Annotated in this window: 20 protein-coding genes; 11 read left to right on the top strand and 9 right to left on the bottom strand. The window is 69.4% G+C overall.

Translation table 11 applies throughout. The annotated features are described in order from the left end of the window. Positions 1–3 precede the first annotated feature (3 nt). The 4 genes from pstB to pstS form a co-directional block, all read right to left on the bottom strand. Positions 4–780 carry a phosphate ABC transporter ATP-binding protein PstB gene (gene pstB, locus AB0N16_RS22535; protein WP_351708834.1) on the bottom strand — a complete coding sequence of 259 codons (777 nt, stop codon included), beginning with the start codon at positions 778–780 and terminating at the stop codon, positions 4–6. A 39-nt stretch (positions 781–819) separates the two neighbouring features. Further along, on the bottom strand, positions 820–1,875 hold the full coding sequence (gene pstA / locus AB0N16_RS22530) for a phosphate ABC transporter permease PstA (RefSeq protein WP_365799350.1): 1,056 nt from the start codon (positions 1,873–1,875) through the stop codon (positions 820–822). After that, entirely contained in the window at positions 1,872–2,879 is a 1,008-nt protein-coding gene (gene pstC, locus AB0N16_RS22525) for a phosphate ABC transporter permease subunit PstC (RefSeq protein ID WP_365799348.1), read from the bottom strand. The genes pstA and pstC overlap by 4 nt, the downstream gene beginning before the upstream one ends. A 180-nt stretch (positions 2,880–3,059) precedes the next feature. After that, the gene (gene pstS / locus AB0N16_RS22520; RefSeq protein ID WP_365799347.1) at positions 3,060–4,190 is read right to left on the bottom strand and encodes a phosphate ABC transporter substrate-binding protein PstS; all 1,131 of its coding nucleotides are present in this window, start codon (positions 4,188–4,190) and stop codon (positions 3,060–3,062) included. Between the two features lie 365 nt (positions 4,191–4,555). Here pstS and AB0N16_RS22515 point away from each other — a divergent pair, with 365 nt between their 5' ends. Continuing rightward, a complete protein-coding gene (locus tag AB0N16_RS22515) occupies positions 4,556–6,118 on the top strand; it encodes an FAD-binding oxidoreductase (RefSeq protein WP_365799345.1) in 1,563 nt (520 codons plus the stop codon). Positions 6,119–6,186: 68 nt separating this feature from the next. Here AB0N16_RS22515 and AB0N16_RS22510 read toward each other — a convergent pair whose 3' ends face one another. From AB0N16_RS22510 to AB0N16_RS22495, 4 genes are all read right to left on the bottom strand, one after another. Further along, the gene (locus tag AB0N16_RS22510) at positions 6,187–6,879 is read right to left on the bottom strand and encodes a phosphatase PAP2 family protein (RefSeq protein ID WP_365799343.1); all 693 of its coding nucleotides are present in this window, start codon (positions 6,877–6,879) and stop codon (positions 6,187–6,189) included. A gap of 193 nt (positions 6,880–7,072) precedes the next feature. Then, positions 7,073–8,092, bottom strand: coding sequence for a bifunctional lytic transglycosylase/C40 family peptidase (locus AB0N16_RS22505; protein WP_365799341.1), 1,020 nt, complete (start codon positions 8,090–8,092; stop codon positions 7,073–7,075). Between the two features lie 73 nt (positions 8,093–8,165). Next, positions 8,166–8,936, bottom strand: a complete 771-nt coding sequence (locus AB0N16_RS22500) for a trypsin-like peptidase domain-containing protein (RefSeq protein ID WP_365799339.1) — start codon at positions 8,934–8,936, stop codon at positions 8,166–8,168. Between the two features lie 210 nt (positions 8,937–9,146). After that, the gene (locus tag AB0N16_RS22495) at positions 9,147–10,049 is read right to left on the bottom strand and encodes an oxidoreductase (RefSeq protein ID WP_365799337.1); all 903 of its coding nucleotides are present in this window, start codon (positions 10,047–10,049) and stop codon (positions 9,147–9,149) included. A gap of 73 nt (positions 10,050–10,122) precedes the next feature. On the opposite strand from AB0N16_RS22495, the gene AB0N16_RS22490 reads away from it, so the two are divergent. The 9 genes from AB0N16_RS22490 to AB0N16_RS22450 all read left to right on the top strand — a co-directional run bounded on the left by AB0N16_RS22490 (position 10,123) and on the right by AB0N16_RS22450 (position 21,703). Beyond that, the gene (locus tag AB0N16_RS22490; protein WP_365799335.1) at positions 10,123–10,725 is read left to right on the top strand and encodes a TetR/AcrR family transcriptional regulator; all 603 of its coding nucleotides are present in this window, start codon (positions 10,123–10,125) and stop codon (positions 10,723–10,725) included. Between the two features lie 268 nt (positions 10,726–10,993). After that, positions 10,994–12,361, top strand: coding sequence for a S53 family peptidase (locus tag AB0N16_RS22485; RefSeq protein WP_365799333.1), 1,368 nt, complete (start codon positions 10,994–10,996; stop codon positions 12,359–12,361). 485 nt (positions 12,362–12,846) lie between these two features. Then, positions 12,847–14,157 (top strand): S53 family peptidase, encoded by a 1,311-nt coding sequence (locus tag AB0N16_RS22480; protein WP_365799331.1) that lies wholly within the window; start codon positions 12,847–12,849, stop codon positions 14,155–14,157. Positions 14,158–14,506: 349 nt separating this feature from the next. Then, positions 14,507–14,815 carry a hypothetical protein gene (locus tag AB0N16_RS22475; RefSeq protein ID WP_351328461.1) on the top strand — a complete coding sequence of 103 codons (309 nt, stop codon included), beginning with the start codon at positions 14,507–14,509 and terminating at the stop codon, positions 14,813–14,815. A gap of 141 nt (positions 14,816–14,956) precedes the next feature. Next, a complete protein-coding gene (locus tag AB0N16_RS22470; RefSeq protein WP_365799329.1) occupies positions 14,957–15,799 on the top strand; it encodes a hypothetical protein in 843 nt (280 codons plus the stop codon). Then, positions 15,789–17,147 (top strand): hypothetical protein, encoded by a 1,359-nt coding sequence (locus AB0N16_RS22465; protein WP_365799327.1) that lies wholly within the window; start codon positions 15,789–15,791, stop codon positions 17,145–17,147. Before AB0N16_RS22470 ends, AB0N16_RS22465 begins: the two co-directional genes overlap by 11 nt. Continuing rightward, positions 17,144–18,703: an SCO6880 family protein gene (locus AB0N16_RS22460; RefSeq protein WP_365799325.1), complete on the top strand. Its 1,560-nt coding sequence runs from the start codon at positions 17,144–17,146 to the stop codon at positions 18,701–18,703. The genes AB0N16_RS22465 and AB0N16_RS22460 overlap by 4 nt, the downstream gene beginning before the upstream one ends. A 14-nt stretch (positions 18,704–18,717) precedes the next feature. Next, on the top strand, positions 18,718–20,136 hold the full coding sequence (locus AB0N16_RS22455) for an ATP-binding protein (RefSeq protein WP_365799323.1): 1,419 nt from the start codon (positions 18,718–18,720) through the stop codon (positions 20,134–20,136). 13 nt (positions 20,137–20,149) lie between these two features. After that, the gene (locus AB0N16_RS22450) at positions 20,150–21,703 is read left to right on the top strand and encodes a type VI secretion protein (protein ID WP_365799321.1); all 1,554 of its coding nucleotides are present in this window, start codon (positions 20,150–20,152) and stop codon (positions 21,701–21,703) included. Here AB0N16_RS22450 and AB0N16_RS22445 read toward each other — a convergent pair. Continuing rightward, positions 21,700–22,269: a GNAT family N-acetyltransferase gene (locus AB0N16_RS22445; protein WP_365799971.1), complete on the bottom strand. Its 570-nt coding sequence runs from the start codon at positions 22,267–22,269 to the stop codon at positions 21,700–21,702. The genes AB0N16_RS22450 and AB0N16_RS22445 overlap by 4 nt on opposite strands. 104 nt (positions 22,270–22,373) lie before the next feature. Between AB0N16_RS22445 and AB0N16_RS22440 the strand changes: the two genes are divergently transcribed. After that, the gene (locus tag AB0N16_RS22440; protein ID WP_365799319.1) at positions 22,374–22,925 is read left to right on the top strand and encodes an isochorismatase family protein; all 552 of its coding nucleotides are present in this window, start codon (positions 22,374–22,376) and stop codon (positions 22,923–22,925) included. Positions 22,926–23,029 lie beyond the last annotated feature (104 nt).

Genomic DNA, 23,029 nt, shown 5'->3' with positions numbered 1-23,029 from the left:
GGCCTAGCCGAAGCGGCCGGAGATGTAGTCCTCGGTCGCCTGGACCGACGGGTTGGAGAAGATGCGCTCCGTGTCGTCGATCTCGATCAGCCGGCCGGGCTGGCCGACGGCGGCCAGGTTGAAGAAGGCGGTGCGGTCGGAGACACGCGCGGCCTGCTGCATGTTGTGCGTCACGATGACGATCGTGAAGCGCTCCTTCAGCTCACCGATCAGGTCCTCGATGGCGAGGGTGGAGATCGGGTCGAGGGCGGAGCAGGGCTCGTCCATGAGCAGCACCTTCGGCTCGACGGCGATCGCGCGGGCGATGCACAGACGCTGCTGCTGACCACCGGAGAGGCCGGAGCCCGGCTTGTTCAGGCGGTCCTTGACCTCGTTCCAGAGGTTCGCGCCCTTGAGCGACTTCTCGACGATGTCGTTGAGCTGGCTCTTCTTGTAGTTGCCGTTCAGCTTCAGACCCGCGGCCACGTTGTCGAAGATCGACATCGTGGGGAAGGGGTTCGGACGCTGAAACACCATGCCGATCTCGCGGCGCACCGACACGGGGTCGATACCGGCGCCGTAGAGGTTCTCGTCGTCGAGGAGGACCTTGCCCTCGACACGGCCGCCGGGGGTGACCTCGTGCATGCGGTTGAGCGTGCGCAGGAACGTCGACTTGCCGCAGCCGGAGGGGCCGATGAACGCCGTGACGGTGCGCGGCTCTATGTTCATCGAGATGTCTTCGATGGCCTTGTGGGAGCCGTAGTAAGCGGTGAGCCCGCTCACGTCGATTCGCTTGGACATTACTTCTTCACTTCCAGGGAGTCGGTCGCTGTAGGCCGGTCAGCGACCGGTCTTCGGGGCCTTCCAGCGGGCGATGCCGCGGGCCATCAGGTTCAGGATCATCACAAAGGCGATCAGCGTGAGCGAGGCCGCCCAGGCACGGTCGTAGCCCGCGCTGGCACCGGCGCTGTTCGCGTACTGCTGGTAGATGAACAGCGGCAGCGACGACTGCGCACCCTCGAAGGGGTTGTTGTTGATGAACGGGTTGCCGAACACCAGCAGCAGCACCGGCGCGGTCTCGCCCGCGATACGGGCGATGGCCAGCATGACACCGGTGGTGATACCGCCGATGGAGGTCGGCAGGACCACCTTCAGGATGGTGCGCCACTTCGGCACGCCCAGGGCCAGCGAGGCCTCGCGCAGCTCGTTGGGGACGAGCTTGAGCATCTCCTCGGTGGAGCGGACCACGACCGGCATCATCAGGATGGCCAGGGCGAGCGATCCGGCGAAGCCGAAGGGCTGCATGTCGAAGATCAGCATGAGGCTGAGGATGAACAGACCCGCGACGATCGACGGGATACCCGTCATCACGTCCACGAAGAAGGTGACCGCCTTGGCGAGCCGGCCGCGGCCGTACTCGACGAGGTAGATCGCGGTGAGGATGCCGATCGGAGCGCCGATCAGGGTGGCGAGGCCGACCTGCTCCAGGGAGCCGATGATGGCCGCGTAGGCACCACCGCCGGGCTGGGCGTCGGCGACCACACCCATGGAGTGGCTGAGGAAGTAGAGGTCCAGGACCTTCACACCGCGCGAGATGGTCACCCAGATCAGGGACACCAGCGGGATGACGGCGATGATGAAGGCGACCCAGACGAGCGAGGTCGCGACCCGGTCCTTCGCCTGGCGGCGGCCCTCGACCCGGGCGGCGATGCCGTAGGTGCCGAGGACGTAGAGGAGGGCGGCGATCAGACCCCACTGGATCTTGCTGTCCAGGCCGCCGACGAGGCCGATGACCACGCCGAGGACGATGGACCCGCCGAGGATGGCGTAGGGGGACCACTTGGGGAGAGTGGCGCCTTGCAGGGTGCTGGGGCGCTTGACTGCTGCGGTGCTCATGCGTTGGCCCCCGAGTACTCCGCGCGGCGCTGGATGATGTAGCGGGCCGCGCCGTTGACCAGCAGCGTGATGACGAAGAGGACCAGACCGGACGCGATGAGCGCGTCACGGCCGTCATCCGTCGCCTCACCGAACTTGCTGGCGATGTTCTGGGCGAAGGTGCCACCGCCCGGGTTGAGCAGGCTGGCGTGGATGTCGAAGTCCGGGGAGAGCACGGTGGCGACGGCCATCGTCTCGCCGAGCGCGCGGCCGAGGCCGAGCATGGAGGCGGAGATCACGCCGGAGCGGCCGAAGGGCAGCACCGACATGCGGATGACCTCCCAGCGCGTGGCGCCGAGAGCGAGTGCCGCTTCCTCGTGCATCTGCGGGACCTGGCGGAAGACCTCGCGGCTCACGTTGGTGATGATCGGCAGGATCATGATCGCGAGCAGGATGCCGACGGTCAGCATCGAGCGGGGGGCACCGCCGTCCCAGGAGAAGATCCCGGTCCAGCCGAAGTACTTGTCGAGCCAGCCGAACAGGCCGGTCATGTGCGGTACCAGGACCAGCGCGCCCCACAGGCCGTACACGATGGACGGCACCGCGGCGAGCAGGTCGATCACATAGCCGATGGTGCCGCCGAGCCTGCGCGGCGAGTAGTGCGTGATGAACAGCGCGATCGCGACGGCGATCGGGACGGCGATGGCCATGGCGATGATCGAGGAGACGACCGTGCCGAAGGCCAGGACCGCGATGCCGAAGGTCGGCGGGATGAGGTTGGTGTTCCACTCGAACGTGGTGAGGAAGTTGCCGTGGTCGCGGCTGATCGCGAGGGCGGCACGGTAGGTGAGGAAGACCGCGATCGCGGCCATGATCACCAGGAGCAGGATGCCGGATCCGCGGGAGAGACCGAGGAAGACCCGGTCACCTGCGCGGGTGGCACCGCGGGCGTTGCGCTTCTGCTCGGCCGTGCCGGGCTGTGGCGTGGGGGGAGAGGCGTCTGTCGTCTGCGTGGATATGTCCATCGGGTTCTCCGGTCTGCGGAGCCGTCCTGAGGGGCGGCTCGGAGGAGCCGTACGCCCCGGCTTGTGGGCGTACGGCTCCGGGCGCCGTACACCCCGGCTTGTGGGCGTACGGCTCCGGGCGGCGGTGCACCGGACGGTGCGGCCGGGCTCCTCACGGAACTCGGCCGCACTCGCGGATCTTTAGCTGAGGCCCTCGATGGTGGAGCGGACCTTGGTGATGATGTCGTCGGGGACGGGCGCGTAGTCGATCGTGGAGAGGACCTTCTGGCCGTCCTCGGAGGCGATGTAGCGCAGGAACGCCTTGGTCGCCGGGAGGGTGTCGGCCTTGTTGCCCTTGTCGCAGACGATCTCGTAGGTGACCAGGGTCATCGGGTACGCACCCTCGGCCTTGGTCTTGTAGTCCAGCTGCAGCGCCAGGTCCTTGCCGGTGCCGACGATCTTGGCGGCCGCGATGTCGGCGGTGGCGGACTCGGTGGACGGGGCGACCGGCTTGCTGGCGCCCGTGTCGATGGAGACGGCCTTGACGCCGTCCGCGACGTAGGAGAGCTCGAAGTAGCCGATGGCGCCGGAGGTCTGCTTGACCTGCTGGGCCACACCCGCGGACTGCGGAGCGGACTGGCCGCCCTTGGCCTGCCAGGCCTTACCGCCGGAGTACTTCCAGTTGTCCGGGGTGGCGGCGATCAGGTACTTGGTGAAGTTGTCCGTCGTACCCGACTCGTCCGAGCGGTGGAACGCCTGGATCTTGAGGTCGGGGAGCTTCGCGTCGGGGTTCAGCTTCTTGATCGCCGCGTCGTTCCACTTGGTGATCTTGCTGTCGAAGATCTTGGCGATCGTCGGCGCGTCCAGGACCAGGTTGTCGACACCCGGGACGTTGTAACCGAGAGCGATCGGGCCGCCGACCATCGGGAGGTCGATGCCCTGGCCGCCGGAGCAGATCTTCTTGGAGGCGGTGACCTCTTCCGGCTTCAGCGCGGAGTCGGAACCGGCGAAGGCGACCTGGCCCTGCGTGAAGGCGGTCACACCGGCGCCGGAGCCGGAGCCCTTGTAGTTGATCTGCACGCCACAGGCCTGGGAGAAGGACTTCACCCAGGCGTCGATCGCGTTCTTCTGCGCGGAGGAGCCGTCGGCGAGCAGCTGGCCCTTGGCGTCGTCGCACTTGATGGAGCCGGCGTTCGCGGAGGCCGAGGAGGTGCTCGAACCGCTGCCGCCACCGTTGTCGTCCGAGCCGCACGCCGTCAGGGCCAGGGCGCCGGAGACAGCGACAGCACCGAGAGACAGGGCGCGCAGCCGGTTCTTGCGCTGAAGCTTCACTTTCGGGAGTTCCTTCCAGAGGCGCCACCTTCGGCGGCGTGCGAAGTAGTCGTGATGGGGTGAGGGCCTCCTGACTGGGCATTCAGGACCGCTCACCGCATCGGGTACGGCCGAAATTAGGCAGAACAGGTGAAGCCGCCGATGGCCATAGGTAAACGGAGGGTGAACCCCTGCCGTCGACCCGGTTAGGTCACGGAACGCTCACGGTGAGGGCACGCACAGGTTCCGACTGCCGGGTTACGCGAACATTTCTTCGCCGTTCGCCATCACAGCCGTTACGACGTCACAGCGTTCGTTACACCGCACGGGAACCCGTGTGCGACGGACGCCGTCTCGTCCCATGAAAGCCGACGAAAGGCACGGGCATGGAACGGCGTACCTTCATATCGGGCGGGGCGGCCGCCCTCACGGCGACCGCACTGACGGGGTGCAGCTCCGGCGGCGCCACCGCATCCCACACCACCGGCGCGCCACTCGCGTCCACATCCTCTCGTACGGCACTGAAGACGACCAGCGCAGCGGCCGCGGCCAACTGGACCGCCCTGGCCCACGCCCTGGACGGCACCCTGGTCCGCCCCGGCGACGGCGGCTGGACGACGGCCCACCAGCTCTACAACACCCGCTTCGACGGACTGAAGCCGTCCGCGGTGGCGTACGTGGCCCACGCGGACGACATCCGCACCACGCTGTCGTACGCCCAGGCCCATGGTCTGAAGATCTCGATCCGCAACGGCGGCCACTCCTACGCGGGCTACTCCTCGGGCGACGGCCGCCTGATCCTCGACGTCTCCAAGCTCAACCGCATCCGGGTCAGCGGCGGCACGGCGGTCGTCGGCGCCGGCTCCAAGCTGATCGACGTCTACCGGGGTCTCGCGGCCAAGGGCGTGACCATCCCGGCGGGCTCCTGCCCCACCGTCGGCGTGTCCGGCCTGGTCCTCGGCGGCGGCCACGGGGTCGCGTCCCGCGCGTACGGCCTGACCTGCGACAGCCTCACCCGGGCGACACTGATCACGGCGGACGGCACGCAGGTGGTCGCCGACGCGAGCACCAACAAGGACCTCTTCTGGGCACTGCGCGGGGCCGGCAACGGCAACTTCGGCGTCGTGACCGAGCTGCAGTTCAAGACCCACCCCACCCCGCAGGCCGTGACCGCGTACCTGACCTGGCCGTGGGCGAAGGCGGCGCAGGTCTTCAAGGCCTGGCAGGAGTGGGGCCCCTCGCAGCCGGACGAGATCTGGTCCTCCCTCCACCTGGAGGGCTCCGGCGGCACACCCCGCATCGCGGTGGCCTGCTTCTCGATGGGCACGTACGGCGAACTCCAGAACGCGGTGGACGCCCTCGCCCACAAGGCGGGCGCCAACGCCTCCTCCGTCTCGCTGCGCCGCCACGGCTACGAGGAGGCGATGGAGATCTACGCCGGCTGCTCCTCCTTCTCCACCCAGGCGCAGTGCCACCTGCCCGGCTCCACGCCGGGCCGCTCCACGTCGGGCAAGCTGGGCCGGGAGACCTACGCGGCCCGCTCCGACTTCTTCGACCGCTCGCTCTCGGCGGCCGGCATCCAGACGGCCCTGAAGCAGATCGGCGCGGTGCGGGGCGGCGCGGGGAGTATCACGTTCACGGCGCTGGGCGGGGCGGTGAACCGGGTCTCCCCGACGGCGACGGCGTTCGTGCACCGGCGGTCGCGGATGCTGGCGCAGTACATAGTGTCGTGGGGAGCGGGTGCCTCCGGCGGTACGGGCCAGACGTGGCTGAACGGGGCGCACACGGCGATGAAGCCGTACGCCTCCGGCGCGGCGTACCAGAACTACACGGACCCGACGCTGGCCGACTGGAAGAAGGCGTACTACGGCGACGCCGTGACGAAGCTGGGCAAGGTGAAGAAGCAGTACGACCCGAATCGGTTCTTCTCTTCTCCGCAGGGGTTGTAGGGAGGGGGGCTCGGCGCGGTGAGCGCCTGCGGGCCGGCGGGGGCCGGTCGCGCAGTCCCTCCCCCCGGCTACGCCGCCAGGTCTCGTTCCTCAGGGTCCATCGGCGTACGAGCCCCCGGCACCACACCCACCGTCGCCGACCGCCTGCGCACGATCCAGCCCACCCTCGGCGACCCCTCCACCGCCTTCATCACCGGCGTCAGCACAGCCGTGGCCAGCGGGGAGAGGAGCAGGACGACCGCCGTACCCAGCGCGAAGCCGCCCACCACGTCCGTCGGGTAGTGCACGCCCATGTACACCCGGCAGAACCCCTCCACCAGCGCCAGCCCTATCCCGGCGAGCCCGAACCTCCGGTTCGCGACGAAGAGCCCGACCCCCAGGGCCATGGTGATCGTCGCGTGGTCGCTCACGAACGAGTAGTCGGTCTTGCCGGAGACCAGGACGTCGATCCCCTGGTGGGTGAGGAACGGCCGCGGCCGCTCGACGAACCCGCGGATGGGGATGTTCACGAGGACGGCGATCGCGGCGGCGAGCGGCGTCCACACCAGCGCGGCCGTCGTGGCCGCGGCGTCCGCGTCCCCCCGGCGCCGCACGGACCACCAGCACCCCACCACCAGCAGCACCATCGTGACCAGCAGCCCGTACTCCCCGACGAGCTCCACGGCCCGGTCGAACCAGTGCGGTGCGTCCTTGGCCAGGCCGTTGATGTCGTAGAGCAGGTCGACGTCGGGGTTGGATCCGGATTCGGCGAGTACAGCCATCGTGCCTGCGGCCCCTTCGTCGTCGTCCCGGACGCACCTCATGTGCGCCGCTCGCTGCCACCCCCGTGGTCGGCTACGTCAACAGGAACGCACGGTCCCCATCACTACGTTCCAGGTTCCACCGAATGATCACGCAGACGTTATCGAAGAGAGACACAAAGCCCCAGCTCAGGGGGTGGGTTATACGCTCCGTTCACACCGAGGTGGGCAACGCTTTCGCGCCATCCTCGGTGACCCGGGTGGCCCCGAAGTAGTCGGCGCCGTCGATGGGGTCGAACCGGATGACCGCCCCGGTGTAGGGCGCGTCGATCATGTATCCGCCACCGACATAGATCCCCACGTGGTGGATGGCGCGGGAGTTGGAGAGGTCGGTGGAGAAGAAGACCAGGTCCCCCGGGAGCAGTTCCTTGCGCGAGGGGTGCGGACCGGCGTTGTACTGATCGTTGGCGACGCGCGGCAGCGTGATCCCCACACTCGCGTACGCCGCCTTGGTCAGCCCCGAGCAGTCGAACCGGCCGCCTTCCTGAGCTGTGCCGTTGCCGCCCCAGAGGTAGGGGGTGCCGAGCTTGTTCTGGGCGTACTCGATGGCGCCGGCGGCCTGCTTGGTCGGGGAGAGCCGGCTGACGGGTGCGGCGAAGCTGTCCTCGAGGGTGGTGATCGTCCTGACGTAGTTCTGGGTCTCCTTGTACGGCGGCACACCCTTGTACTGGATGACCGCGTACGCGCCCGCGTTGTAGGCGGCGAGCATGTTCTCGGAGATGTTGCCGGGGACGTCCTTGACGTACGAGGCGAGCTGGCAGTCGTAGGAGGCGGCCGATGGAATCGCGTCATTCGGGTCCCAGACGTCGCGGTCCCCGTCGCCGTCGCCGTCGATGCCGTGGGTGGCCCAGGTCCCTGGGATGAACTGAGCTATCCCCTGCGCGGCCGCCGCGCTCTGCGCCTTCGGGTTGAACCCGCTCTCCTGGTAGAGCTGCGCGGCGAGCAGGGCCGGGTTGATGGCGGAGCAGAGATTGCCCCATTTCTGCACGAGTGTGGAGTAGGCGGCCGGCACGGCTCCCTTGGCCAGCGCCCTGGTGGCACCGCCGGCGCCGCCCAGCAGGTTGCCGGCGACGACGTACACCCCGACGACGAGCAGCATGACGAAGCTCAGCCCGAGCCCGACCGCCGCGCCGCCGATCACCCATACTTTCCGCACGCCCCAACCCTCCCCCATGTCAGGGCTGTTCAACGCCATTTCGGCCGAGAGTGGCGCTATTTCACAGCAAGACGGCGCACATGACGCCGTCTCACCCGCCTACGGCGTCCTTGTACAGCTCGCCGGCCTCGCTCCCGAGCACGACACTGTAGGAGGTGTCGGCGGTCGAACCGCCCTGCTCGTGGCCGCCCAGCACCCCGACCACCTGATGGTCGCCGTTCACCCAGGGGCTCCCGCTGGTTCCGCCCGTGAACTCGGGACAGTCGATCCGCTGCTGCGTGGCGCTGTGGGCGACGGGCTTGTTGGTACAACTGACGGGCACCTCACGGGAGTCGGGATATCCGGTGACGGTGACGGCGGTGGCCCCCGTGGCCACGCCACTGGCGAACCGATTGGCGCCGGTCACCTCCTCGACCGGCTTGCCGCCCAACTCGTCCACGACGGCGAAGGCGACATCGCTGTCCTCGTCCTGCCCCTTCGCCCACCCGTCGGGCAGATACCGCCTCCCCACCTTCCACACCCCGTAGGGCGCCTGCCCGTCCCGGTACCCCGGCACGAAGACGAGCCCCGTGGCGTCGTCCCCGTCGACGCAGTGCGCGGCGCTGACGATCAGGTCCCGCCGCGGGCTGTGCACGACGGAGGCGGTGCAGAAGTGGTGGCCGGCCAGGCTCCCGGCCCGGTCGGCGGTGAACAGCGCCCCGACCCGCGCGCTCTCCGCGGTCGGCCCGACCACCGCGGTCACCCCGAACGGCCCGGGCCCGTCGTCGGCGGCCGCCACGGAGGCCGAGGTGGCGGCAAGCACGACCGCCGCGGCGAGCGCGAGACGGCGCGAGACGGAAGAGATGCGTGAGGTGCGCTTCATCAGCGCCCACTGTCTCCCACAAAGGTGAGAAACGGTTCCCTGCTTCACTGAGATTTCTCCGTGAACCACGCCCGCGTTCAGAACCTCGTGGTCATCCCGCCGTCCACCGCGATCGTCTGGCCCGTGGCCCGGACAGCCCGACGGGCGTCCGGGTACGAGAGACGGTGTCCTGGACGGCGGCGTACCGGGCGGCGGTGCGCCGGGCGGCGGTCACACGGCCTCGGCCCCGAGCGGCCATGTCACCCCCGTCATCTCCTCCGACAGCGTCCACAGCCTGCGGGCCGCCACCGGGTCGCTCGCCGCCGCGCTACGGCCCACCAGCGCCGGCGCGCCCCGCATCTCGCCGCGGCCGCTCGGGCCGACGTAGCTGGCGCCGGGCAGATCCTGGGTCGCCGCGTACAGCGTGGGGAGCGCGCCCCCGCGGTCGTCCTGGGCGACGAGCAGGTTGCCGAGGCGCATGCCGAGCCGGGCGAGCGGGTTGGCGGTGTGGCTCTGCAGGTTGGTGGCCGCGTAGCCGGGGTGGGCGGCCAGCGCGCGGACCGGGGAGCCTGCCTCCGTCAGCCGGCGCTGGACCTCCAGGGTGAACAGGAGGTTCGCCAGCTTGGACTGGGCGTAGGCGCGGCTGGGGTGGTAGGTGCCGCGCAGGTTGACGTCGTCGAAGCGGATCACGCCGCCGCGGTGCAGCCCGGAGGAGACCGTCACCACCCGGTCCTCGAGGTACGGCAGCAGCAGGTTCGTCAGCGCGAAGTGCCCCAGGTGGTTCGTGCCGAACTGCATCTCGAAGCCGTCCCTGGTGGACCGCTCCGGGAGCATCATCACGCCGGCGTTGTTGATCAGGAGGTCCAGTGGCCGGTCCCAGCCCGCCGCGAACTCCCGTACCGAGGCCAGGTCGGCCAGGTCCAGGCGGCGCACCTCCGTGCTGCCGCTCACCCGCGCGGCGGCCGCGCGCCCGCGCTCCGGGTCCCGTACGGCGAACACCACATGCGCGCCGGACCGGGCCAGCGCGTCCGCGGCGGTGAAGCCGATGCCGCTGTTGGCGCCGGTGACCACGGCGGTACGGCCGGAGAGGTCGGGGAGGTCGGATGCGTTCCATGTGCCGGTCTTCTTCGCCATGCCCGTCAATGTAGGCGTCGACAACAATGCTGTCAATGACAACAAAGATGGCGACGCCAACATCAGGGTTACGATGACGCCCATGCCGCGAAGCCGCCCCTACCACCACGGAGACCTGCGCGCCGCCCTGCTCGCCGGCGCCGAACGCACCCTGCGCGAGAAGGGCGCCGCCGCACTGTCCCTGCGCGAACTGGCCCGCGACATCGGGGTGAGCCACGCCGCCCCCGGCCGGCACTTCAAGGACAAGCAGGCGCTGCTGGACGCGCTCGCACTGAGCGGGTACGGCCGTCTCAACCTGGGCCTGGAGTCGGCGGACGATCCGGACGCCCCCCTCGAATCGCGCATCGTCACGCTCGCCCGGACCTATCTGACGTTCGCCGTCGAGAACCCGGAACTGCTGGAGCTGATGTTCTCCCGCAAGCACGACCCGGACATCTCCACGCCGCTGGCCGAGGCGGTCGACCGCTCCCTGGGCTCCTTCGTGCGGCTGCTCGCCGACGCCCAGCAGCGGGGCGAGATCGTCGACGGCGACCCGGAGCGCATCACGCTCGTCGCCGCGTCCACCATCCACGGCCTGGCCGCCCTGGTCGCCAACTGCACACTCCCGGCGGACGAGGCACTGGCCGGCCTGGACGAACACGTCCATCTCCTGCTGCACGGCCTGAAGCCCCGCTGAGGGATCGGTACGCCCCGATCAACGCGCATTGAGCCGCAGCCGGCGGCGCCCCCAGGTCAACCGGACCCCAACTTCCGGCCATCCACGGCCCAATGATCAGTAACCCCGGGCCGCCCTTCAGTAACGCGGAAGTCAGGATTCCGAAACCCATCTTGTTGTCGCGTACCCAACAACGGGATGGTCGTCGCGGGCCGCCGCCCCCACCGGCAACCACACCGGTGGCCCCCACCCGCAGGCCTCTCTCCCCCCTCTTCCAGGAGGCTGTACGTTGCGTACGACCACCCCCGACACCCCCCACATACGCGGCAGATGGCGCCGCGCCGGCTCGGCAGTCGCGGCCACCGCCGCCCTGCTCGTCGCCGGGCTCGGCACCGCGGCGCACGCCACCGCGGCCACCGCCACCACGGCCCACGAGGTCAGCGCCAAGGCCGTCGCCGCCCAGGTCGCCAAGGCCCATGTCCAGTACGAGAAGGCCGGCTGCGGCGCCACCCCGAAGAAGGGCTTCGCCGCGTGCGACGCCCTGCGGGTCACCGGCGGCACCACCGCCTTCATGGAGAAGCAGGCCGCGCTCAAGGGCGTGACGCCGAAGACCGTCAAGCCGAACGCCGCGTCCGACTCCCCCACCGGATACGGCCCCTCGGACCTCCAGTCGGCCTACGGCCTGACCTCCGCCGCCTCCTCGAACGGCGCGGGCGAGACCGTCGCGATCGTCGACGCGTACGACGACCCGAACGCCGAGGAGGACCTGGCCACCTACCGGTCGTACTACGGTCTGTCGGACTGCACCACCGACAACGGCTGCTTCAAGAAGGTCAGCCAGACGGGCTCCACGACCTCGCTCCCCTCCGCCGACAGCGGCTGGGCCGGCGAGGAGTCCCTCGACCTCGACATGGTCAGCGCGACCTGCCCGAACTGCAACATCCTCCTCGTCGAGGCCAAGTCCGCCTCCGACGCCAACCTGGGCACCGCGGTGAACGAGGCCGTCAAGCTGGGCGCCAAGTTCGTCTCCAACAGCTACGGCGGCGCCGAGTCGTCGTCGGACACGTCGTACGACACCTCGTACTACAAGCACGCGGGCGTGGCCATCACCGCGAGCGCCGGTGACGAGGGCTACGGCGCCGAGTACCCGGCCGGCTCCCGCTACGTGACCGCCGTCGGCGGCACCGCCCTCAAGACCTCCTCCACCAGCCGCGGCTGGACCGAGAGCATCTGGAAGACCAGCTCCACCGAGGGCACCGGCTCCGGCTGCTCCGCCTACGACGCCAAGCCCACCTGGCAGACCGACACCACCTGCACCAAGCGCATGATCGCCGACGTCTCCGCGGTCGCCGACCCGGCCACCGGCGTCTCCGTCTACGACTCCTACGGCGCCGACGGCACCGGCTGGAACACCTACGGCGGCACCAGCGCCTCCTCGCCGATCATCGCCTCGGTCTACGCCCTGGCCGGCACCCCGGGCAGCAGCGACTACCCGGCCCAGTACCCGTACGCGGCGGCCGGCACCTCCGCCCTGAACGACGTGACGAGTGGATCCAACGGCTCGTGCTCCACGTCGTACTTCTGCACCGCCAAGTCGGGCTACGACGGCCCGACAGGCTGGGGCACTCCGGAAGGGACCGACGCCTTCACCGGCTAGGCCCCGGCACGACCTCCCCGTCGGGTCACGGGGAGCCGCCACCGTGAGGGGGACGTGGGGTCCCCTCGGCGGCACAGAAAGGGAAACGGGTCACGGCAGCCGGCCGTGACCCGTTTTTCGCGTTCCCGGCACCTTGGTAACTCCCTTGAACCGCCTGTGAGTCGAGTCAAGCGCCCGCCACCCGCAGGACAACGGGCGGCCATCGACGGGTCACGCGAAGGCCCCGTTCGGCAATGCGGAAGTCATGATTCCTGAAGCCTCTTGTTGTCGCGTACTCAACAAAGGATTCTCATCGCGGGCCGCCGCCCGACCGCCGGGGAACCCGCACCGACGGTCTTTCGCACCACCACGCAAGAGGTCGCACCACCACGCACGAGGTCGCACCACCACGCCCGAGGTCTCACCACCACGCCCGAGGTCTCACCAGATCGCACCCGCACCGCCCCTGTTCCCACCCCCGTACCGGAACTCAGGAGGCTGCACGCATGCGTTCCACTCCCCCCAACAGATCCTCCATACGCGGTAGCTGGCGCCGACTCGGCACAGCGGCGGCGGCCACGGCCGCACTGCTGCTCACCGGATTCGGCACCGCCGTCCAGGCCGACGCGGCACCTTCCGCCTCCTCCGCCAAGGTGACCTACACCGCGACCCCCTGTGCCACCCCCAAGCACACGGGTGAACTCGCCTGCAACTCCTACCGCGTCACCGGCGGCCTCACCGCCGCCCAGAAACAGCAGGCCGCCAAGACCGGCATCACCCCCAAGGCCGCCGACGCGTCCACCCCCTCCGGCTACAGCCCGACCAACCTCCGGGCGGCCTACGGCCTGACCTCCGCCGCCGCCTCCAACGGCTCCGGCGAGACCATCGCCATCGTCGACGCGTACAACGACCCCAACGCCGAGACCGACCTCGCGACCTACCGCTCGTACTACGGCCTCTCCGCCTGCACCACGGCCAACGGCTGCTTCAAGAAGGTCAGCCAGACCGGCTCGACGACCTCCCTGCCCTCGTCCGACGCCGGCTGGTCCGAGGAGATCTCCCTCGACCTCGACATGGCCTCCGCGATCTGCCCGAACTGCAAGATCCTGCTCGTCGAGGCGACCAGCGCCACCATGGCCAACCTGGGCACCGCCGTGAACGAGGCGGTCACCCTGGGCGCCAAATTCGTCTCCAACAGCTACGGCGGCAGCGAGTCCTCGTCCGACACCTCGTACGACTCCTCGTACTTCAACCACACGGGTGTCGCCATCACCGTCTCCGCCGGTGACAGCGGCTACGGCGCCGAGTACCCGGCCGCCTCCAAGTACGTCACCTCGGTCGGCGGCACCAAGCTCGCCACCTCCTCCACCACCCGCGGCTGGACCGAGACGGTGTGGAAGACGTCGAGCACCGAGGGCACCGGCTCCGGCTGCTCCGCCTACGACGCCAAGCCCACCTGGCAGACCGACACCACCTGCACCAAGCGCATGATCTCCGACGTCTCCGCGGTGGCCGACCCGGCGACCGGCGTCTCCGTCTACGACTCCTACGGCGTCACCGCCGGCTGGTACACCTTCGGCGGCACCAGCGTCTCCGCACCCATCATCGCCGGCGTCTACGCCCTCGCCGGCACCCCGTCCAGCGGCTCCTACCCGGCCAAGTTCCCGTACAGCTACGCAGGCACCTCGTACCTCAACGACGTGACCAGCGGCAACAACGGCACCTGCACCACCTCGTACTACTGCACCGCCACGACCGGCTACGACGGTCCGACCGGCTGGGGCACCCCGGAGGGCGTCACGGCCTTCGCGGGCTGACACGACCTCAGGAAGCCAGTGGGCCCCGGCCGGTGCCGGGGCCCACTGGCCATTTCGCCATGACTACCGTGAGAACATCGTCTCGACCCCTCACCCGACCGGCCGTCATCAAACGTGCCAGGTCATAGAGGGGGTCAACGACGGAACCACACGACAGGTTCCGCTCAGGCCTCATTGCCCGGCGTGACCTGCCGTGATACACAGAGTGACCGGACGAGCCTTTCGTACGAAACCCGCCAATCGATGACGTCAAGTCGACATACTCCGGCGACGTTTTCGGCGAGAATGATGCGTGACCTCTGCACCCGGCAGGGGCGAACGGAACTACCCACCAGGGGCGGTGACTTACGTGTTCTATGCGGCCGACAAGGGAGACATCAACACCATCATCGGCGGGATCGCTCCGGACTGGGGCCCCTTCGGCAGCCTGGGCAACGAGGCGAAGACGATGATCCAGGTGGTCATGGCCGTCGCCATCCTGCTCTGCCTCGGCATCGCCGTCTGGGGCGCCGCCAAACAGCGCATCGGCGCCACGGCCCTCCGCGACACCTTCAGCGCCGAACAGGGCAAGGGCCTCATCATCGCCGGACTGACCGGAGTCTTCATCATCGGCTCACTCGGCACCCTGTTCACCATCGTGTACGGCATGGCCGTCTAGCCAATCTGCACCTCCCTTTCCCCCGCTCCGAGGTTGCGTTTCCCTGATGTCGAGTCACCACACCGCGCCCGCGCGGGAACCAGCACGGCTACCGTCGTACTGCTACGCGTTCCGGTACGACGTGGAGGGGGAGTACGCGGCATGAGCCTCGGAGACGAGCCCGGCTACTCGGATACGGGCCACACCCGCACCCGCCTGCCCGAGACCGACCCGTACGGCGGCGCGTCCCGCCGCGGCGGCCGCTCCTCCTCCAGAAGCCTGGTCACCGTCGTCGGCGTGGTCGTCCTCCTCATCGCGGCGATCGCCTTCGCGAACAGGGGCGGGGACGGGGACTCGTCGTCCGCCACGGGCAACGGGGGCAGCGGCAGCGGCAGCGGGGGCCAGCCGACAACTTCGTCAACGGCGGCGAGCGGCACGAAGCCGGTGGAGACGAAGAGCGGCGAGGGAATCCCGACCGGGTTCGCACACAGTTCACAGGGGGCGCAGAGCGCGGCGGCGAACTACGCGGTGACCCTGGGCTCGACCGGCATGTTCAACAAGGACAACCGGCACCGGATCGTCACCGGCCTCTACACGTCGTCCTCGGCGAACAGTCTCCAGAACGCCATGGACTCGGCATACTCGGCGGACTTCCTGAGCAAGATGGGCCTGGACGCCAACGGGAATCCGCCGCAGGGCAGCACCTTCGTCTCACGCACGGTGCCGGTGGGGACCAAGGCCGAGCAGTACAGCGACAGCAGCGCCAAGGTCGCCGTCTGGTACATGGGGCTCATCGGCATGTCGGGCAGCTCCTCGACCAACCCCGTGACCACCACCTGGAAGACCTGGACCTTCGACCTCCAGTGGACCGGCGGCGACTGGAAGATCAGCGCGGACACGCAGACGGACGGACCGGCGCCGGTTCCCGGTGACGATCAGGCCGCCCCATCCGACGAGATCAGCAACGCAGTCGAGCAGTACGGAGGGTTCACTTATGCCCGGTAGCCCGCGCCGCGCACTCAAGCTCGCCGGCATGCTGACCGCCGTACAGACCACGCTGGTGCTGCTGGCCACCCGCGCCATGGCGGCCCCGTCTCCGTCCTCCACCCCCTCGCCGTCGCCCTCCGCCTCGTCGAGCAGCGACTCCTGCGGCCTGCTGATCGGCCCCGCGAAGGACTACTGCGAGAAAGGCAGCGGCGGCAGCACCAGTGGCTCCACCACCGACCCCCTCACCTCCACCCTCGACCCCCTCTCCTCGCTCGCCCAGGGCTGTGCCAAGGCCGCCTCCTGGACCGTCGACAAGCTCAGCGACGCCGTGAAGGAGACCGCGAACGTCGACTTCACCAACGAGAAGTTCCTCCAGCAGTACGCCGTCGTCTTCGCCGCCTCGACGATCCTCACCCTCCTCCTGTGGCTGCTGGCCGTGGCCAAGCGGGCCGTACGCGGGGTCCCCCTCAGCACCGCCATCTCCGAAGCCATCGGCTTCCTCTGGCTGACGGTGCTGGCGTCCGCCTTCACGCCCCTCATCCTCTACACCGTCGTATCGGCCACCGACGGCGTCACCGACGTCCTCGCCAAGACCACCGGCAACCAGACGGACACGTTCTTCGGCACGTTCTCCGGCGCCCTCAGCAAGGGCGACGACATCGGCGGCGGCCCGATCATGCTGATCGTCGTCTCCCTGGTCAGCATCCTCGCCGCCGGCGTCCTGTGGCTGGAGCTCGTCATCAGGGCCGCCCTGCTCTACGTCGGCGCCCTCCTCGGCACCGTCGTCTACGCCGGCCTCGTCGACAAGAACCTGTGGGGCCACGTCCGCCGCTGGGCCGGCATCATGATCGCCGTCATCCTCGTCAAGCCGGTCATCGTGATAGTGCTCGGCCTCGCCGGTGCCCTGTCCTCCGACGGCGGCCCCGACGCCTTCTCCGCCGTCGTCTCCGGCCTCGCCATCATCCTGCTCGCCATCTTCGCCAGCGCGATGATCTACCGCTTCGTCCCCGGCTTCGGCGACGAGATCGCGGCCGGCCGCAACAACCGCATCATGCAGGGCGCCGAGGGCAAGGCCGCCGCCGTCATCAGCAGCCCCGCGAACCTGGTCGCCCAGGGCATCAGGACGCACAGCGCCCGCGCCGACAACAACGGCGGAGGCGGCGGAGGCCAGGCCCCCGCCTCCTCCGGTGCGCGCCCGTCCAACCCGGCCTCGGGCGGCGTCGCCGCGCACAGCACGCGCACCCCGAGTGGTGGTGGCGGCGGATCTGTCCCCTCCGCCGCACCCGCGCCCCGCGCGCCCAGCCCGATGAACACCCCGCACGCAGGCAACACCCGCAACAACAGCTCGGGAGGTGAAGGGCGTTGACGACCGAGTCCCATCTGTCCCATCCGGTCACGCCCCGCCGTACGTATCTGATCGGCCGCGCCCGGCCGAACGCGATCGTCGGCCGGAACCGTGAATCCGGCGAGATTGTGCTGATCATCGCGGGCGCGTTCCTCGGCATGATGTGCGGGCTCCTCGTCCCGGTCCTCTCCCTGCGGATCGTGCTCCTCATGGGCTTCCCGCTGCTCGCGCTGGCGGCGGTCTACGTGCCGTACAAGCGCCGCACGTTCTACAAGTGGTTCGAGATCAACCGCAGTTTCAAGCGGACGCTCCGCCAGGGCACGGTCTACCGTTCCGCGGCCGCCGAGGCCGGCACCCGGATCGACGGCCGCGAGGTCGAGATCGGTCCGCCACCCGGTATCGGCCGGATCAGCTGGCTCGCCGCCCCGTTCGGCCCGGACGAGATCGCCGTGCTCCTGCACGCCGACCGGAAGACCGTCACCGCCGCCATCGAGATCGAGGGGCCCGGCGTCGGCCTGCGCGACTCCGAGGACCAGGAAGCCCTCGTCGACCGCTTCGGCACCCTCCTCAAGCACGTGGCCAACGGCGACGGGTTCGTCACCCGCCTCCAGATGCTCGCCCGCACCCTCCCCGCCGACCCCGACGCCCACGCCAAGGACGTCGCCCAGCGCGGCGACGAGAAGGCCCCGGACTGGCTGTCCCGCTCCTACGACCAGCTCCAGTCCATGGTCTCCACCAGCAGCGAGCAGCACCGCGCCTACCTCGTCGCCTGTATGCACTACTCCCGCGAACTGGCCGCCGAGGCCCAGGCGATGGCCCGCGCGGCCCGCCCCCAGGGCGGCCGCAAGCTGGACCGCGACGCCGGTCTCGCGGTCGTCATGGCCCGCGAGCTCACCGACATCTGCTCCCGCCTCCAGGAGGCGGACATCCGTGTCCGCCAGCCCCTCGGCCAGGGCCGTCTCTCCTCCCTCATCCACTCCATGTACGACCCGGACCACCCCATCGACCACATCCAGGCGATGACCCAGCGCAACGCCTGGCCGGCCGAACTGGATGCCATGGAGCCGACGTTCCTCCAGGCGAAGACCCGTGAGTCGAGCACCCGCGCGCCCTGGTGCCACGCCACGGCCTGGGTGAAGGAGTGGCCGATGACCCCGGTCGGCGTCAACTTCCTGGCGCCCCTGCTCGTCCACACCCCCGACGTCATCCGCACGGTGGCGGTCACCATGGACCTCGAACCCACCGAGGTCGCCATCGAGCGCATGCTCACGGAGAAGACCAACGACGAGGCGGAGGCGTCCCGCGCCGCCAAGATGAACCGGACCGTCGACCCCCGCGACATCGCCGCCCACAACCGTCTCGACCAGCGCGGCGAGGACCTGGCCAGTGGCGCGGCCGGCGTCAACCTGGTCGGCTACATCACCGTCTCCTCCCGTACCCCGGAGGCCCTCAACCGCGACAAGCGCACGATAAGGGCCTCCGCCGGAAAGTCGTACCTGAAACTGGAGTGGTGCGACCGTGAGCACCACCGCGCCTTCGTGAACACACTTCCCTTCGCCACCGGAATCCGAAGGTAGAGGCTGATGCGCTGATGAGGGACCCGCTGTCCGTCCTCACCGAAGCCTTCACGTCCTTCCTGTTCGGGAAGGTCGAGACGACCCGCTCCCCGGTCCGCACCTCCACCGGCCAGGCCCAGGCGGTCTACCTCCCCACGGCCGCCCCCGGCCTGGGCGACTCGGGCGTGATCATCGGCCGCGAGGTGTACTCCGGCAAGGGCTACATCTACGACCCGTTCCAGCTCTACGGCCAGCAGCTCCCGGCCCCGCACTGGCTGGTCCTCGGCGAGTCCGGCAACGGCAAGTCGGCCCTGGAGAAGACCTACGTCCTACGGCAGCTGCGGTTCCGCGACCGCCAGGTCGTCGTCCTGGACGCCCAGGGCGAGGACGGCGTCGGCGAGTGGAACCTCATCGCGGAAGAGCTGGGGATAACACCCATCCGGCTCGACCCGACGGCGGCCCTGAACCACGGCATCCGCCTGAACCCCCTGGACCCGTCGATCACGACGACGGGCCAGCTCGCGCTGCTCCGCACCATCATCGAAGTGGCGATGGGCCACGGCCTCGACGAACGCGCGGGCTTCGCCCTGAAGGTCGCCCACGCCTACGTCAACGAGACGATCCTGGACCGCCAGCCCGTCCTGACGGACATCGTCGAGCAGCTACGGCACCCCGAACCGGAGTCCGCGGAGGCGATGAACGTCGCCATAGACGACGTACGCGCCTGGGGCCTGGACGTGGCCCTGGTCCTGGACCGCCTGGTCGACGGCGACCTGAGGGGCATGTTCGACGGCCCGACCACGGTCGGCATCGACCTCGACGCCCCCCTCATCGTCTTCGACCTCTCCCACATCGACCGCAACTCCATCGCCATGCCCATCCTGATGGCGATCGTCGGCGTGTGGCTGGAGCACACCTGGATCCGCCCCGACCGCAAGAAGCGCATCTTCCTGGTCGAGGAAGCCTGGCACATCATCAACAGCCCCTTCGTGGCGCAGCTCTTCCAGCGCCTGCTGAAGTTCGGCCGCCGGCTCGGCCTCTCCTTCGTCGCGGTCGTCCACCACCTCTCCGACGTCGTCGACGGCGCGGCGGCGAAGGAGGCGGCGGCGATCCTGAAGATGGCGTCGACACGGACGATCTACGCCCAGAAGGCGGACGAAGCCCGCGCCACCGGCCGGGTGCTGGGCCTCCCACGCTGGGCGGTGGAAATCATCCCCACCCTCACCCCCGGCATCGCCGTCTGGGACGTCAACGGCAACGTCCAGGTGGTCAAGCACCTGATCACCGAGACGGAACGCCCGCTCGTCTTCACGGACCGCGCGATGACCGAGTCGTCCGCCGACCATCTCGCCGCCGCCGACGACGCCCTGCGCGCCGCCGAACTGGAGGCGGAACAGCGGGCGGCGGCCTTCGTCGAACAGCACCTCGGCGACTCGGAATCGACGGTGGCGTAGGGAGGACCCGATCGTGAGACCGGACCCCCGGCAGGAGCGTGAACAGCAGAGCGGCGGCGGCATCCCCGACGGCCTGCTGATCGGCATACTCGCGTTCCTGCTCGGCATCACGGTAATGGTGTGGACGGCGACCGGCCTGGCAGCCTGGTTCTCGAACGGCGCCTGGCCGTCGACCGTCAACCTGTCCCACACCCCGCCTGCGATGCGCCACCTCATCGGCGAACCGCACGACATCACAGGCGCCTGGCCCGACACACCGTCGGCCCAGCTGTCGGGATGGGGCCTGTTCTGGGGCCTGTTCATCGGCCAGCTGATGATCCTGCTGGTCCTGACGGTCTTCGTGATGGGGACGGTGGCGAGATGGCGGGCGGGGAGAAGAAGACGGACGGCGGAGAAGCTCGGGGTTGCGACAACGCCGGTCCCGGAACCCCGCATCGAACCGGAACCCCGCATCGGACCGGAACCCAGGCAGACACGGACCCTCCACGAGACGATCGCCCCGGAGACGATCGCCCCGGAGACGACCGTCCTTGAGTCAACGGTCCCCGCAGCGGGAGTCGAACACGCGGCTGGAGTTCACGCCGGCGCGGCTCCCGCGGGCTTCTACGCGCACCCCGCTGCCAGCGGCGACCAGGTGGGCGGGTGGACGAAAATCCACATCGCCCCCAGAGACACCCGCCACACCATCGCGACCCAGGCCATCCGCGACGCGGCCGGCCCGACCGTCACCGTCACCTCGAACCCCGCCCTCTGGTCCGACACCAAGGACGCCCGCGCCAAACTCGGCCCGGTCCTCCTCTACGACCCGAACCATCTCTGCGACACCCCGGCCCGCTTCCACTGGTCCCCCACGGCCGACTGCGAGGACAAGCAGACCGCGGTCCTGCGCGCCCAGGCACTCCTCACCCCCGTGAAACCCACCGCCAAGATCGACCAGGCGGTCACCGACACGGCCGAAACACTCCTGCGCAGCTACCTGCACGCCGCCGCCCTGGAGCACCGCACGATCCGCCACGTCCACCGCTGGGCGCAGGGCACCGGCGTCCAGGACGCCGTACGCACCCTCCGCACCCACCCGAAGGCGGCCCCCGGCGCGGCCGGCGAACTCGAAGCCGCCCTCACCTCGCACCCTGAACGCCGGGACATCGCACAGGAGCTGACGGCCCGGGCACTCGCCGCCCTCTTCACGGTCAACATCCGCGAGGCCTGCACACCCAACCGATCCGACGCGCTCGCCCTGGATTCCTTCGTGGCCGAAGGGGGCACGCTTTATGTGGTCGGTGAATCCATCGAGGACCCCAGGACCAACCCCGGCGCGATGCCCCTCCTGACGGCCCTCGTCTCCAGCGTGGTCGAGCGCGGCCGGCGCATGGCCGAACGGTCATCCTCCGGTCGGCTCGACCCACCACTGACCCTGGTCCTGGACGACGTCGCAGCCGTGGCCCCGCTCCCCCAGCTGCCCGACCTGCTCGCCACCGGCGTCGAGCAGGGCCTGCCGACCCTCGCCCTGCTCCGCTCCCACGAACAGGCCCGCTCCCGCTGGCCCCACCGGGAACTGCCCGTCTAGGCGCGTGCCCGGGACGGCCACTCCAGAACGAACTCCACCTCGTTCTCCGCCTCGTCCTTGACGAACGGCACGAGTACCCCGCTCGGCACGAATCCCGCCTTGCGGTATGCCGCTTGGGCCCGCGCGTTCGTCTCGTGCACCAGCAGCCGGACCCGCTCGGCACCCTGTTCCCGCGCCCATGCCACACCGGCGTCGAACAGTGCCTTGAGCAGCCCGCTCCCACGGTGCTCGGGCCGCACGAACACCCCGACCAGATGCCCTTGGCGCCGCTCGACCGGAGCGCCGGCCCAGTCCGTCGACCCGGCCTCCTCGACGAGCACGGTCACGCTCCCGGCCCATTCCCCGTCCGCCGTCTCGGCGATGAACTGCCGTGCACCGCTGGGCTCCTGGGCCGACCTCGCGGCCCGTTCCTGATAGAAGGAGTCCGGCCGGGTAAGCGCGTCCTCATAGCTCTCCAGGAACGCAATGTCCGCCACCGGGTCCCGCAACGCGACGAGCCGCAACCGCTTCACGGCCTCCCACTCCTCGGCCCGTATCGCACGAACAACGTAATCACCGCTGGTCATCGCACTCATAGAGGCCACGGTAGCCGCCCACGACGGCCCCGCTCACCTCGTTTACGACGCTCACACAGGGCCCGCTGTCAGTGCCGCCGCCTACTGTGGACGCCATGACGACTCTGCCGAACCGCCCGAACACCGCCCTGCTGATCGTGGATGTGCAGAACGGAGTGGTGGACAGCTCCCACAACCGCGACGAGGTCATCGCCAACATCAACACCCTGATCGCCAAGGCCCGTTCCGCGGCGGTCCCGGTGATCTGGGTCCAGCACGCCAGCGACGAACTGAAGCCGGACAGTGCCGCTTGGCAGTACGTCCCGGAACTCACCCGCGAGGAAGCCACCGAGCCCCTCATCCACAAACGCTACGGTGACTCCTTCGAGGACACCGAGTTGGAGTCCGTCCTGGCCGACCACGGCGTGGGCCGTGTGGTCGTCACCGGCGCCCAGACCGACGCCTGTATCCGCTCCACCCTGCACGGAGCGATGGTCCGCGGTTACGACGCGACCCTGGTCGGCGACGCCCACACCACGGAGGACCTCACCGCGTACGGCGCGCCGGCCCCGGAACAGGTCATCTCGCACACGAACCTCTACTGGCAGTGGCAGGAGGCCCCCGGCCGAAAGGGCGGCACGGTCGCCACGGTAGACGTGACGTTCTAGCCGGCCCTGCCCGTAAACGCAGAAAGGCCCACGCCGTAACGGCGTGGGCCTTTCCTAAAATTTGTTCGGCGGTGTCCTACTCTCCCACAGGGTCCCCCCTGCAG

Source organism: Streptomyces sp. NPDC051105, from assembly GCF_040682795.1.
GTDB lineage: Bacteria > Actinomycetota > Actinomycetes > Streptomycetales > Streptomycetaceae > Streptomyces.
The sequence above is the reverse complement of the archived record's forward strand: the minus strand, read 5'-3'. Positions and strand labels throughout refer to the sequence as shown.